Consider the following 12113-nt stretch of genomic DNA (forward strand, 5'->3'; position numbering starts at 1 on the left):
AATTAGGTGTTCATCGACTCGAAGAAGTCAGCGTTTGACTTAGTCTGTTTGAGTTTCCCGATCAGGAACTCAATCGCATCCGTTGTCCCCATCGGGTTCAGGATACGGCGCAGCACAAAGGTTTTCTGCAGATCGTTCTTATCGACCAGAAGTTCCTCTTTCCGCGTACCGGACTTAAGGATGTCCATAGCCGGGAACACGCGCTTATCAGCCACTTTACGGTCCAGAACGATCTCGGAGTTACCGGTCCCTTTGAATTCTTCAAAGATGACCTCGTCCATGCGTGAACCCGTATCAATCAGCGCCGTAGCAATAATCGTTAGCGAGCCACCCTCTTCGATATTCCGCGCTGCACCGAAGAACCGTTTAGGACGCTGTAGTGCGTTGGCATCGACACCACCGGTCAGCACTTTACCCGAAGATGGCACCACGGTGTTAAACGCGCGGCCTAGTCGTGTGATCGAGTCCAGCAGGATCACAACGTCGCGCTTATGCTCAACAAGGCGCTTGGCCTTCTCGATCACCATTTCGGACACGCCGACGTGGCGGGTCGCTGGCTCGTCAAAGGTAGAGCTTACAACCTCTCCCTTCACCGAACGCTGCATGTCTGTAACTTCTTCAGGCCGTTCATCAATCAGCAGAACAATCAGATAGCACTCAGGGTGGTTCTGTTCGATCGACTTGGCGATGTTCTGTAGAAGAACGGTTTTACCTGTCCGCGGCGGCGCGACGATCAAAGACCGTTGGCCCTTACCAATCGGCGCTACCAAATCGATAATCCGAGCAGAGCGGTCTTTGACGGTTGGGTCCTTGAGTTCCATAGTGAGGCGCTCATCAGGATAGAGCGGCGTCAGGTTGTCGAAAGACACTTTATGGCGTGCTTTCTCCGGGTCCTCAAAGTTGATCAACGTAACCGATGTAATGGCAAAATAGCGTTCGTTCTCGTTTGGCGCACACATCACGCCTTCGACCGTATCGCCCGTCCGCAAAGAGTGTTTGCGTATCATCTCTGGGGACACGTAAATATCATCCGGACCCGGTAGGTAGTTTGCTTCGGGAGAGCGCAAAAAGCCGAACCCGTCTTGCAAAACCTCCAGAACCCCATCGCCGGAAATCTCCCAGCCTTCTTCCGCCTGTTCCTTGAGGATCGAGAACATGATGTCCCCTTTCCGCATTGTGGAAGCGTTCTCGATTTCCAGCTCCTCAGCCATAGCAACCAGCTCGGCAGGGCTATTTTTCTTGAGGTCAGCTAGATTCAGCTTGTCATCGGACATAAGGGATCACCCAATTCAGGTGGCATACCGCCACTTCGTAAATTTTCTCGGTCAGGGATTCATCACGACCGGACGGCCGCTATCGGGGGACTGCTAACAACGATGGAAGAACGAGTCAATCAACATCAGATCGGTCGAGCGATTACCATAATGACGATAATTATCATAAACACCGTCGGGACCTCGTTCATCAGTCGGTAGGTTCTCCCGCTTCTGGTGTTCGTACCCGCCACAAAATCCTTGCGACGCGCTGCGAGCCATTCGTGGAACCAAGTCATACCAATCACAGCCCCTGCCTTCACCCACGGCCAGCCCTCGGACCAATCGACGATCCCAGGGGTAAACACCAAGCACAGCCCAAACACCCAGGTGCTAATCATAGCCGGAACCATGATCAGCTTTAGAAGCTTCATTTCCATCATTTGAAAAAGCTTGTCCGTCTCAGACCCAACTTCAACTTTCTCTGTGTGGTGAACAAACAGACGAGGAAGGTAAAACAGACCTGCCATCCAGGCGATGACAGACATCACATGCAGACTTTTGGTCCAAGGGTAAATTTCTGCCAGAAGGTCCGTCATTGTGCCTCTCTCTCGAGTGTCCTTCTTAAATAAATAAAGAAGAAAGAAAAGATGATGTTGTTAGTAGGTACAGTGGATAGTGTGGATCAAATACTTGTCCACTGATTTGGAAAACAAGTCATGGAAGTTCTCCACGACTATCTATACATCTAAATTAATCAATTTATTTCAATGAGTTAAATAGAAATTAGTAAGGGGAGAATCTGTGGATAAATATTGTATCGAATTGCCTTCACAACACTTGCCCCCACCCGTGAATTGGACCGCCCACAAGGTATAAGCGTAGGATCAGAATCCGAACAGTGTTGGTAACTCCGGACTTCGGCGCGAAGCCGGTGGATAAGTCACCGAATGCCAAATATATATCCCTAAGCTTGCCCTCAGAGTTATCCACATGAAACGCCCAATCATTCTCGCGTCCGGATCCGAAATTCGTCAGTCAATGCTTCGACAGGCGGGTGTTTCCTTCACCTCTATGCTGGCGCGAGTGGATGAAGAAAGCATTAAGGCTTCGCTTCTTGCCGAAGAAGCCAATGCGCGGGATGTGGCGGACACACTTGCTGAGTTCAAGGCGCGCCGCATCGCGGATAAGCATCCAGAGGCTTTGGTGATCGGGTGTGATCAGGTTCTAGAGTTTGAACGTATGATCTTTTCAAAGCCAACCTCGCAAGAAGAGGCAATCAAACAGCTGATGCAGATGTCCGGGAAACAACACAAGCTGCTGTCAGCCGCAGTGATATATCAGGATGCAAAGCCCGTTTGGCGCACGCTTGGTCAGGTGAGGCTTACCATGCGGGTGCTGACGCCTGCCTATATCGAAAGTTACGTGGACCGGAACTGGGATGACATTCGCCATTGTGTTGGCGCATACCAGTTGGAATCCGAAGGCGCGCGACTTTTCGCCCGTGTAGACGGCGACTATTTCACAGTGCTGGGCCTGCCGCTATTAGAGGTGTTAGGGTATCTTACCATGTCAGGAGCAATTGACGGATGACCAATGAGACTGTCCTCTTAGCGGGGGTCATCGGCCAACCGATCGTTCAGAGCAAATCCCCGATTTTGCATGGCCATTGGCTCAAGCGCTACGGTATAAACGGGCATTATATTCCGATGGATGTCTCCAGCGTGAATTTACCCCATGTCCTCAACAACCTTCCGAAAATGGGGTTTCGCGGCGTGAACATCACGTTGCCCCATAAGGAAAGTGTCCTTGATATTGCCGATGTCATTTCTGACAGGGCGGCGCTTATTGGGGCGGCGAATACCCTGACGTTTCAAAGCGACGGCAAACTCCATGCAGATAACACGGACGGGATAGGGTTTATCTCAAACCTGAAACAGGAAGCGCCAGGATGGGATCCGAAAGCAGGTCCGGCTCTGGTCCTTGGCGCAGGCGGCGCGTCCCGTGCGATTGTAGCGGCGCTGCTCCACGAAAAAGTCCCAGAGATCATTCTGACCAATCGAACACGTGCTCGGGCTGATGCTTTGAAAGCGCATTTCGGCGGTAAGATCAAAGTCGTTGATTGGACCCAAGCTGCCAATCACCTTGATGAAGCCACGACACTGGTGAACACAACTGCACTGGGCATGACGGGCAAAGAAGATCTGAAGTTCAACTTAGATGGACTCACGCCAAAAACACTGGTTTCTGACATCGTATACAGCCCGCTGATCACGCCACTTCTTGCAAGCGCACAGGAACGCGGCTGCTTTACCGTGGACGGACTTGGTATGCTTTTACATCAAGCCGTGCCGGGATTTGAGCGATGGTTTGGTCGTGCACCAGAGGTGGATGCAGAGTTGCGTCGTGCCGTTCTGGCATGACAAAAAACCGCATTATACTTGGACTCACCGGCTCGATCGGAATGGGCAAGTCGACCACTGCCCAAATGTTCCGCGATCTCGGAGTACCGGTCTGGGACGCTGATCATTCCGTTTCAGAACTATATTCCAAAGACGGATCCGCCATTGCAGGGTTGAGCGCCATAAATCCAGAATTTGTTACCGAAGGTACAGCCAATCGCGCCGCGATGAAGCGGGCCATTGCAGCCGATCCCAATGTATTAGCGCAAATCGAGACATTGGTTCATCCCCTCGTGCGTGCCAGCCGAGAGGCTTTTCTAGCGGACCACGCTGATGACGACCTTGTGGTCCTGGATATTCCGCTGCTTTTCGAGACGGGTGCACAAGAACAGGTTGATCTGGTCTTGGTCGTAACGGCACCAGCTGCTGTGCAGCATGCTCGCGTGATAGAGCGTGGAACGATGACGCCGGAGATGTTCGAAGCCATCCTAGTAAAACAAGTGCCTGATACAGAGAAACGCGCCCAAGCAGATTTTGTGATTGAAACACTTGCCCTTGAAGACACCAAGGCTGACGTGACATCTTTGGTTGAAGAGTTGAGGGGCCGACATGCGTGAAATCGTACTGGATACAGAAACCACTGGCTTCGAGCCGGGTGAGGGCGACCGCATCGTAGAGATCGGCGCAGTCGAGCTGTTCAACCATATGCCCACCGGCAAAACCTACCACCAATACATCAATCCCGAACGCTCTATGCCGCAGGGTGCGTTTGAGGTTCACGGCCTCGGTGACGAATTTCTCCGCGATAAGCCGGTGTTCAAAAAGATTGGGCAGGCATTTCTAGATTTCGTCGGCGATGCGAAGCTGGTGATACATAACGCCGCGTTCGACATGAAGTTTTTGAATGCGGAACTGGGTTGGGCCGGCTTTCCACTGCTGCCGAATGACCAAGCGTTGGATACGCTCGCCATCGCGCGCAAGAAGTTTCCCGGATCGCCGGCGACCCTTGATGCGTTGTGCCGCCGTTTCGGCGTGGACAACTCAGCCCGTGAGAAGCACGGAGCGCTGCTCGACAGTGAAATTCTCGCGGAAGTGTATCTTGAACTGATTGGGGGCCGTCAGCCGGGACTGATACTATCAGAATCCAGAGGCACATCGGGTATGGAATCTGCTCAAGATGCGTGGCGTCCAATGTCGCGGCCTGAACCGCTCCCGCCTCGGATCACCGAGGCAGAACGCGCCGCCCATCATGCTTTTGTGGAAAAGCTGGGCGACGCCGCTTTGTGGAAATCGCAGGCCTAAGCGTCTGCGGTTTTTGCTGCCGCTTCGGCCTGTGCGCGACGCGCCAGCTCATTGCGATAAAGCGCAAGGAAATCGATCGTTTCCAAGTTCAGCGGCGGGAAGCCACCATCGCGGGTCACATCGGACACAATGCGGCGCAAGAATGGGAACAACATGCGCGGGCACTCGATCATAAGATAAGGGTGCAGCTGTTCTTCAGGGACATTCTCAACCTGAAAGATGCCAGTGTACTCAAGTTCCATAAGGAAGATCGGCTTACCTTCACCTGTGGTTTTTGCAGTCACTTCCAGCTTTGTGGAAACTTCATACTGGTTGTCACCACCGCGCTTCTTAGCGTCCAGGTTAACTTGAACCTGAATGTCGGGTGTCTGATCACCTTCGCCAAGACCCTTTTGGGCGGCGATGTTCTCAAAGGACATGTCCTTGATGAACTGGGCCAGAACTTGCATGCGGGGTGGTGTAGGGGCGGCTGGGGCCGCGCCGTTTTCTTCGGCCATCGGGGGCGTCTCCTTAAAGCGAGAAATTAAGCTGGGATGTGCTTAGCAGGTCGGTTCGTCCGCCTCAACTCAATGCCGCGTCCAACCTGAAGGTTGGTTATGTGTCGGGCGCGGCGCATCGCCCTCGTCCAGATCTGAGAATTCGCCATCTATCACGTCATTGTCAGCAGGACGCGCCTCGCGGCGATAGTCGGTTTGCACAAAGCTTTGGACTTTGACTTTGCTACGCAGCCAGCGGAACAACGCCAAACGCACGGGGGGGATCAAAAGAGCAAAGCCAACGCCATCAGTGAAAAACCCAGGTGTGAGCAGCAAAAGACCGGACGCAAGGATCATCGCACCATGCGCCAGCGATTCAGTCGGATCCTGAAACTCCTGAAGGTTGGAACGGATTTGCGACATGGCCATGAGCCCTTGCGCGCGCACCAGAAATGTCCCCAAGATCGCTGTCAGGACGACGATACCCAAAGTCGGCCAAAGACCCAGAAAGCCACCGACTTGAATGAATAGAGCGATCTCCACAATTGGGATCGAAACGAAGAGTAAAAATAGCCACATGGCAAAAGCCTGTTCCTAGACGCGGGTCAGGTGGACTTGTGTCCCCCTAACACCTACATAAGAGGCTGAGTTCCAATTTGCCAACTTTCCGGCACACAGAGGCGTTGATGAGCACGATATGATTGAACTTCTTGTACTGGCGGGTATCGCCGTCTTCCTCATTCTTAAGCTGAAATCAGTGCTCGGCACCCGCGAGGGTTTCGAAAAGCCGCCGCTGCCGGTTCCTTCGGCGAACGACCCCGCCCAGAAAGCGCGGCAGAAGTTTGAAGTGATCGATGGCGGTGCGGATCGCGACATCACGGATCATGTCGACGAAGACAGTTCAGCCGCCAAAGCGCTGGCTGAAATGAAGCGCGTCGATCCAAGTTTTGGCGTCAGCGATTTTCTGGGCGGCGCACGCGGCGCCTACGAAATGATCCTGATGGCCTTCGAACTGGGCGAGATCGACGAAATCGCGCCTTTCTTGTCTGGCGATGTTCTGGAAGCATTTGAGCAGGTGATCGAGCAGAGACAAAAAGAAGGCCTACTTGTTCAGGCCAACTTTGTCGGCGTGCGTGAGTTGACCTTGCTTGATGCAGAATTCGACAAAGACACCAAAGAAGGCGAGCTAAAGGTCAAGTTCGTTGGGGAGCTTACCTCCGTAGTGCGCGATGCCGCTGGCGATATCGTCGAAGGCGATCCAAATACGATCAAACGCGTGAAAGACATTTGGACCTTCTCACGCATAATGGGCAGCGAAGATCCCAACTGGCAACTGGTCGCAACTGGGGAATGAGGCATGTCCGGTGGGCAGCAGCATTTATTGCGTTGGGGGCGGCTATGACCCCTGACCCTGTAGAGGCCGCGCCGACCTATGAGATTCTCAAGTTCGAAGATTTGGATGGCTGGGCCGAAGATGATCACGCGGCCGCGCTTGAGGTTTTTCTCGAAACCTGCGCCGACATCAAGGACGCTGAATGGGCCACCCTATGTGCTTTGGCGACAAGTCAGCCGTCTGCCCGAACATTCTTTGAACTGTTCTTCCGTCCCGTTCTGATCAACGGAGAAGAGCAAGCCCTGTTCACAGGTTATTTCGAGCCGGAGTTGCGAGGCTCTAGGACGCGGGGCGGGCCTTACCAATACCCGCTGCACAGCAAGCCGCCAGAAGTTGCGAATGGTAGCACGTGGTATTCCCGCCGTGAGATCGAAGAACAGAACCTTCTTGAAGGGCGTGGTCTGGAATTGGTCTGGATCGACGATCCCGTCGACAAGTTCTTCCTGCAAGTGCAGGGGTCGGGCCGCGTTAAATTGGCCGAAGGCGGCGCGATGCGTGTCGGCTATGGCGGAAAGAACGGGCATGAATACCGATCCATCGGGAAAGAGCTGATCCGTCGTGGCATATACGAGCCACACCAAGTGTCGGCCCAAGTCATTCAGCAATGGGTGAAGCGTAACCCTGTCGACGGGCCGGAACTGCTGCGGCACAATCCATCCTATGTGTTCTTCCGCGAAGTCTCCGAAGTTCCGTCCCACAAAGGTCCGCTTGGCGCGATGAACCGCTCAATCACGCCCATGCGCTCAATCGCGGTTGATCCGTCATTCAATACTTTGGGTGGACCAGTCTGGATCGAAAAAGGCGGTGCGACGCCGTTAAAGCGATTGATGATTGCGCAAGACACTGGCTCCGCGATCAAAGGGGCACAAAGGGCCGATGTTTATTATGGCACTGGCGATCAGGCGGGGCGTGCTGCGGGGCGTATTCGCGATCGGGGACGCCTTGTGGCCTTGATGCCGATCCAAACGGCCTACACCCTAGCGCCCAACGGGTAAGAGGATGACGCGCCGCAAACGAAACCTGAATGCCGAAGAGCAAGAGCTTTGGGCGCGTGTTGCCGAAACAGCGATTCCAATGACTTTGCGTGCGAAGGCTAAGGCCAAGCCAGCGTCAAAAGGTAAACCCGTCCCAGACCCTGTTTCGCCACGTTCGATCAGATCGTTCAAACTGGGCGAGCAAGCTGCGCCGAAATCACCAAAGCACCATCTGTCGCCAAGCCTAGATCAACATTTCGCCAAGGCACCGGTAGCCATGGATAAGAAGGCGTTCACCCGCCTCAAACAAGGCAAGCTTAGCCCAGAGGCCCGAATTGATCTCCACGGTATGACGTTGGAGCAGGCTCATCCAAGGCTGAACCGCTTTATTCTGGATGCCCACGCTCAGGGCAAGCGACTGGTTCTGGTGATCACGGGCAAAGGCAAAAGCCGCGATGACGGCGGACCGATCCCCACACGGTTGGGCGTTCTACGCCATCAGGTTCCGCAGTGGTTCCAACAGCAACCGCTCAAGCCGCACATTCTCCAAGTGACCCAAGCAAGCCAGAAACACGGTGGCTCAGGGGCGTATTACGTTTATCTGCGCCGCACGCGGTAAGGCATGGCCAGCCCGTCGCAATCCAAGACTGGCTACGAGAGTGGCCAGAACCAGATATGCAGAGACCCAAGCCATCTGGCGCGCATAGTCCACGCCCAAATCAATGATCAGCCCAGTGAGCCCAGGCCCAACTGCTGACCCTAGCACCATGATCGCGGTGGCCATTGCTTTTATGCTGCCCAAGTGGCGCGTCCCAAAGAACTCTGCCCAGAACGCTGCGGGCAGCGTGGCTTGCATTCCTGACGTCATCGCGAAAAATGCGATGCCGAGTGCGCCACCCGTCAGCGTTGTGCTTTGCGAGAAGATCACGAACCCCAACGCCAGTGGCAGCGTATAGACGGCCATCATTCGACGCGTGCCAAACTGATCTATCGCGAAGCCAGACAGGATCATCGAGATTACTGCCATTCCTGTGTAGACAGGGAAGAGTTGAACTAGTTCGATATGGCTCCAGCCCTTGGTCTCTGCCAGATGAACTTGAAGGAAAAAGAATGCCGTACCGAATGCGGGTGGCCCGATCAGAACTGGCATCACCATCCAAAACAGGGGTGATCTGAATACCTCTATCCTTGTCCAATGGCGTCCGCCCATTCCTGCCATGTGGTTCTCTGCAGTTGAGGAATTTGGCGTGCGTTCTTGTTTGAGCAATGCGTAGATGGCGGGGGAAACGATGACTAATACACCAGCCGCGACGAGCCAAGAACTACGCCAGCCGATCAGTCCCATCAAAGCGACAAACACGATGGGCAGTATCGCTTCGCCAATAGAGAACCCAAAGCTCGCCACAGCCAAGGCGCGGCCACGTGCGGCGACGAACCAGCGCGCCATTGCGGTGCTGGCAACATGTGTCGACATGCCTTGCCCCATCAGCCGCAACACAAAAATCAGCGCCACCAGCATAGGAAGGGACGACACGAACGCCATCGACACGCAAGCCAAAGCCAGCACAAGCAATACAGCGGTCCCAAGGACACGAACGCGAAGCAAATCCGTGAGGACGCCTGCCCAAATCATCACAAGAGCGGAACATAGCGTTCCCAGCATATAAATGCCGCCCCACGCGGCATGAGTCAGCCCAAACTCGGCGCGAATTTCTCCGGCAAAGATCGACAGGAAAAAGGTTTGACCAAAGGAAGACGCGAACGTGAGCAGTAAGCCCGCGCCGAGCCAGTTTAGATTGCTGCGGATAAACCGAAGCGTATCCACTACCTGCTCGCCACCGGTGACAAGATCAATGTCGTGGCGTTCTGCACCGTCAAAACGGTTCCCGGCAAAAGCCCGGTGCGCCCGCCGTCACCCGACAAGGCTCGCTCCAGATCTGGAATCTGTCCAAGGATTTTCAGAAGCGCTGGGGACTTTGCGGTTGGGAAGTGATTGGTCCCACCCTCGCTATACGCGGTGACGTCGATATAGGTGATGTCGTATTTGGCAATCTCGCCAACGTCCTCAAGTCGCCCCAACCTGTTCTTCTGGCCGGTGAGCTGTTCGATCAAGCGCAGCGCGCGGTCTTTCTTCGACGAGAAGATAATGAATGGATCGGGCAGTTCTCCAATTGCATCCGCCTGCGTTTTAAAGACGTCGAGATCAAGGTCTGGCGACATCAGCACGACGCCGCTTATCCTGTTCATCGCCCTGGTATTTCCCGACACACGGAGTTCACGCAGGGTCTCCATTGTGACCATTGAGCCAAGAGAGTGCGCCACAAGAATTATGCCACGGGCATTTGATTTTGACACCTCGTCGATCAGGCGGCGAAGCCCATCCCGAGCGAAGAGAGCGCTGTCGCGATCATAAGCGTAATTGAGCGGGTTTCCCGCAGATGGCCACGAATAGGTGACTGCAACGCCGGGAAGATTAAGGTCATGGCTCATTTGCGCAATGCGGTAGAGACCATCACTAAACCGGTTATTGAAACCGTGAACGTAAATAATGACATCGCGGTTCTCGGGCTTCTTCGTAGCGAGCAACTTGTCCAAGTTTGCACGCATCTGCGTGCCATTCTTGTAGGCTTCGGTGCCAGCTAACAGGAAGTGTTTCTGCGGGTCTGGCTTCGCGTTTGGCCACTCTATTTTTCCAGCCTTATGAACTGGGGGGATGGACACATTTACTTGGCCGTAGATCGAAGTGTGCGATCGAAGGGTTCCGAATGGAAGTCGGTCAGTTTGGCGGGTCGTCGCAAAAAAGATCGGTCGCTCCGTTGCAGGCTCCAACCCCAACGGAATACGGGCCAGCCCACCCTTATGAGTGCACGCTGTCAGAAAAATTGCAGCGAAAACAAGGAGGACCCGAACTTTCAAACTACAGCACGTATCTACTCAGGTCGGCTGATCTGCTCAGCTCTCCCAAGTGCTTTTCAACGAATTCGGCATCGACAATGACTTCGTCGCCAGCCCGATCAGGGGCTGTGAAGCTCAACTCTTCGAAAACGCGCTCCATAACAGTATAAAGCCGGCGCGCGCCGATGTTCTCGACAGATTGGTTCACTTCGGCGGCGATCCGCGCCAGCGCTGCGATCCCGTTATCTGTAAAAGATACAGTCACCTCTTCTGTGCCCATCAAGGCAGTATACTGACGCGTTAGCGCGTTGTCTGTTTCTGTGAGAATGCGCACGAAATCTTCCTCGGTCAGCGCGCGAAGCTCTACCCGAATAGGAAGGCGACCTTGCAATTCAGGCAACAGGTCAGATGGCTTGGCAATGTGAAAAGCGCCAGATGCGATGAACAGCACATGGTCAGTTTTTACCGGGCCATGCTTTGTGGAAACAGTTGTCCCCTCAATGAGCGGGAGAAGGTCACGTTGCACGCCCTCGCGGCTTACATCGGCGCCACGTGCATCGGCGCGGGCGCAAACCTTGTCGATCTCGTCAAGAAAGACGATCCCGTTCTGCTCCACCGCTTCAATGGCATTTTGCGTGACGGCCTCCTGATCCAACAGTTTGTCGGCTTCATCTGCGACCAACACCTCGTATGAGTCAGCGACTTTCATTTTCCTCTTTGTCGTCCGTCCTCCCATGGCTTTGCCGAAAAGATCGCCAAGGTTCATCATACCGGGTCCACCACCCATGCCAGGTTGGCCGGGGACTTCAAACATCTGAAACGGGTTGCTGCCGCCAGTATCGGCGACATCAAGTTCGATCTCTTTGTCGTCCAAAATACCGTCGCGTAGCTTCTTGCGGAACATTTCACGGGTGCCCTCGCGGGCGTCAGTGCCAGCAAGAGCGTCAATCACGCGTTCTTCCGCAGCCTCGTGTGCAGCGGCTTTCACGTCTTCGCGCATTTGCTCGCGGGTCATCAAAATGGCGGCGTCTACAAGGTCGCGAATGATTTGCTCAACGTCACGTCCGACATATCCGACTTCTGTAAACTTGGTCGCCTCGACCTTAAGAAATGGCGCCCGTGCGAGCTTCGCCAATCGTCGGGAAATTTCGGTTTTGCCAACGCCCGTTGGCCCGATCATGAGGATGTTCTTCGGATAAACCTCGTCACGCAGATCATCGGCAAGTTGCTTGCGCCGCCAACGGTTGCGTAAGGCGACTGCAACGGCCCGCTTGGCGTCTTTTTGACCAATGATAAAGCGATCCAGCTCGGAAACGATCTCGCGGGGAGTCAGGTCAGTCACGTTGGCATCCTTCTCGGTTTACAGATGTTCTAGACCTATGGGTGCGCACCCGCAACTTGAAGGGCAGAAGTAACGG

At 54.3% G+C, this 12113-nt stretch carries 14 protein-coding genes; 7 read left to right on the forward strand and 7 right to left on the reverse strand.

The window, feature by feature from the left end; genetic code table 11:
- Positions 1–2 precede the first annotated feature (2 nt).
- Complete coding sequence (gene rho, locus BM352_RS03065) at positions 3–1274, reverse strand: transcription termination factor Rho (RefSeq protein ID WP_090212364.1); 1272 nt, start codon at positions 1272–1274, stop codon at positions 3–5.
- A 125-nt stretch (positions 1275–1399) separates the two neighbouring features.
- Positions 1400–1852 carry a protoporphyrinogen oxidase HemJ gene (gene hemJ, locus BM352_RS03070; RefSeq protein WP_090212367.1) on the reverse strand — a complete coding sequence of 151 codons (453 nt, stop codon included), beginning with the start codon at positions 1850–1852 and terminating at the stop codon, positions 1400–1402.
- Between the two features lie 394 nt (positions 1853–2246).
- Here hemJ and BM352_RS03075 point away from each other — a divergent pair, with 394 nt between their 5' ends.
- Genes BM352_RS03075 through dnaQ form a run of 4 tightly spaced genes read left to right on the forward strand, consistent with a single transcriptional unit; the run spans position 2247 to position 4957 of the window.
- Positions 2247–2846 carry a Maf family protein gene (locus BM352_RS03075; protein WP_090212370.1) on the forward strand — a complete coding sequence of 200 codons (600 nt, stop codon included), beginning with the start codon at positions 2247–2249 and terminating at the stop codon, positions 2844–2846.
- The gene (locus BM352_RS03080; protein ID WP_090212374.1) at positions 2843–3676 is read left to right on the forward strand and encodes a shikimate dehydrogenase; all 834 of its coding nucleotides are present in this window, start codon (positions 2843–2845) and stop codon (positions 3674–3676) included. The genes BM352_RS03075 and BM352_RS03080 overlap by 4 nt, the downstream gene beginning before the upstream one ends.
- Positions 3673–4272, forward strand: coding sequence for a dephospho-CoA kinase (gene coaE, locus BM352_RS03085; RefSeq protein ID WP_090212376.1), 600 nt, complete (start codon positions 3673–3675; stop codon positions 4270–4272). The genes BM352_RS03080 and coaE overlap by 4 nt, the downstream gene beginning before the upstream one ends.
- A complete protein-coding gene (gene dnaQ / locus BM352_RS03090; protein ID WP_090212378.1) occupies positions 4265–4957 on the forward strand; it encodes a DNA polymerase III subunit epsilon in 693 nt (230 codons plus the stop codon). The genes coaE and dnaQ overlap by 8 nt, the downstream gene beginning before the upstream one ends.
- Here the strand turns inward: dnaQ and secB are convergent.
- Both secB and BM352_RS03100 read right to left on the reverse strand, forming a co-directional pair.
- Positions 4954–5454 (reverse strand): protein-export chaperone SecB, encoded by a 501-nt coding sequence (gene secB, locus BM352_RS03095; protein WP_090212380.1) that lies wholly within the window; start codon positions 5452–5454, stop codon positions 4954–4956. The two genes, dnaQ and secB, sit on opposite strands and share 4 nt — an antisense overlap.
- Positions 5455–5523: 69 nt before the next feature.
- The gene (locus BM352_RS03100; RefSeq protein WP_090212382.1) at positions 5524–6012 is read right to left on the reverse strand and encodes an FxsA family protein; all 489 of its coding nucleotides are present in this window, start codon (positions 6010–6012) and stop codon (positions 5524–5526) included.
- A 118-nt stretch (positions 6013–6130) separates the two neighbouring features.
- Here BM352_RS03100 and BM352_RS03105 point away from each other — a divergent pair, with 118 nt between their 5' ends.
- From BM352_RS03105 to BM352_RS03115, 3 genes are read left to right on the forward strand one after another with little or no spacing between them, the layout of a single operon-like run.
- The gene (locus tag BM352_RS03105; protein ID WP_090212383.1) at positions 6131–6787 is read left to right on the forward strand and encodes a Tim44/TimA family putative adaptor protein; all 657 of its coding nucleotides are present in this window, start codon (positions 6131–6133) and stop codon (positions 6785–6787) included.
- A 44-nt stretch (positions 6788–6831) separates the two neighbouring features.
- Complete coding sequence (gene mltA / locus BM352_RS03110) at positions 6832–7821, forward strand: murein transglycosylase A (RefSeq protein ID WP_245780898.1); 990 nt, start codon at positions 6832–6834, stop codon at positions 7819–7821.
- Positions 7822–7825: 4 nt separating this feature from the next.
- A complete protein-coding gene (locus BM352_RS03115; protein WP_090212388.1) occupies positions 7826–8419 on the forward strand; it encodes a Smr/MutS family protein in 594 nt (197 codons plus the stop codon).
- Here BM352_RS03115 and BM352_RS03120 read toward each other — a convergent pair.
- The 3 genes from BM352_RS03120 to hslU form a co-directional block, all read right to left on the reverse strand.
- Positions 8381–9625, reverse strand: a complete 1245-nt coding sequence (locus BM352_RS03120) for an MFS transporter (RefSeq protein ID WP_090212391.1) — start codon at positions 9623–9625, stop codon at positions 8381–8383. The two genes, BM352_RS03115 and BM352_RS03120, sit on opposite strands and share 39 nt — an antisense overlap.
- On the reverse strand, positions 9625–10521 hold the full coding sequence (locus BM352_RS03125) for an alpha/beta hydrolase (RefSeq protein ID WP_139229783.1): 897 nt from the start codon (positions 10519–10521) through the stop codon (positions 9625–9627). Before BM352_RS03125 ends, BM352_RS03120 begins: the two co-directional genes overlap by 1 nt.
- 196 nt (positions 10522–10717) lie before the next feature.
- Positions 10718–12037 carry an ATP-dependent protease ATPase subunit HslU gene (hslU, locus tag BM352_RS03130; protein ID WP_090212396.1) on the reverse strand — a complete coding sequence of 440 codons (1320 nt, stop codon included), beginning with the start codon at positions 12035–12037 and terminating at the stop codon, positions 10718–10720.
- Positions 12038–12113 lie beyond the last annotated feature (76 nt).

This window comes from Litoreibacter janthinus (genome assembly GCF_900111945.1).
Classification (GTDB): Bacteria; Pseudomonadota; Alphaproteobacteria; order Rhodobacterales; family Rhodobacteraceae; genus Litoreibacter; species Litoreibacter janthinus.

Bases quoted from the DNA above. Each gene is read 5' to 3' on its own strand.
- hemJ (WP_090212367.1), bottom strand. From the start codon at position 1,852: ATGACGGACCTTCTGGCAGAAATTTACCCTTGGACCAAAAGTCTGCAT.
- mltA (WP_245780898.1), top strand. From the start codon at position 6,832: ATGACCCCTGACCCTGTAGAGGCCGCGCCGACCTATGAGATTCTCAAG.
- coaE (WP_090212376.1), top strand. From the start codon at position 3,673: ATGACAAAAAACCGCATTATACTTGGACTCACCGGCTCGATCGGAATG.
- BM352_RS03075 (WP_090212370.1), top strand. From the start codon at position 2,247: ATGAAACGCCCAATCATTCTCGCGTCCGGATCCGAAATTCGTCAGTCA.
- BM352_RS03105 (WP_090212383.1), top strand. From the start codon at position 6,131: ATGATTGAACTTCTTGTACTGGCGGGTATCGCCGTCTTCCTCATTCTT.
- dnaQ (WP_090212378.1), top strand. From the start codon at position 4,265: ATGCGTGAAATCGTACTGGATACAGAAACCACTGGCTTCGAGCCGGGT.
- BM352_RS03080 (WP_090212374.1), top strand. From the start codon at position 2,843: ATGACCAATGAGACTGTCCTCTTAGCGGGGGTCATCGGCCAACCGATC.
- BM352_RS03115 (WP_090212388.1), top strand. From the start codon at position 7,826: ATGACGCGCCGCAAACGAAACCTGAATGCCGAAGAGCAAGAGCTTTGG.
- BM352_RS03100 (WP_090212382.1), bottom strand. From the start codon at position 6,012: ATGTGGCTATTTTTACTCTTCGTTTCGATCCCAATTGTGGAGATCGCT.
- secB (WP_090212380.1), bottom strand. From the start codon at position 5,454: ATGGCCGAAGAAAACGGCGCGGCCCCAGCCGCCCCTACACCACCCCGC.
- rho (WP_090212364.1), bottom strand. From the start codon at position 1,274: ATGTCCGATGACAAGCTGAATCTAGCTGACCTCAAGAAAAATAGCCCT.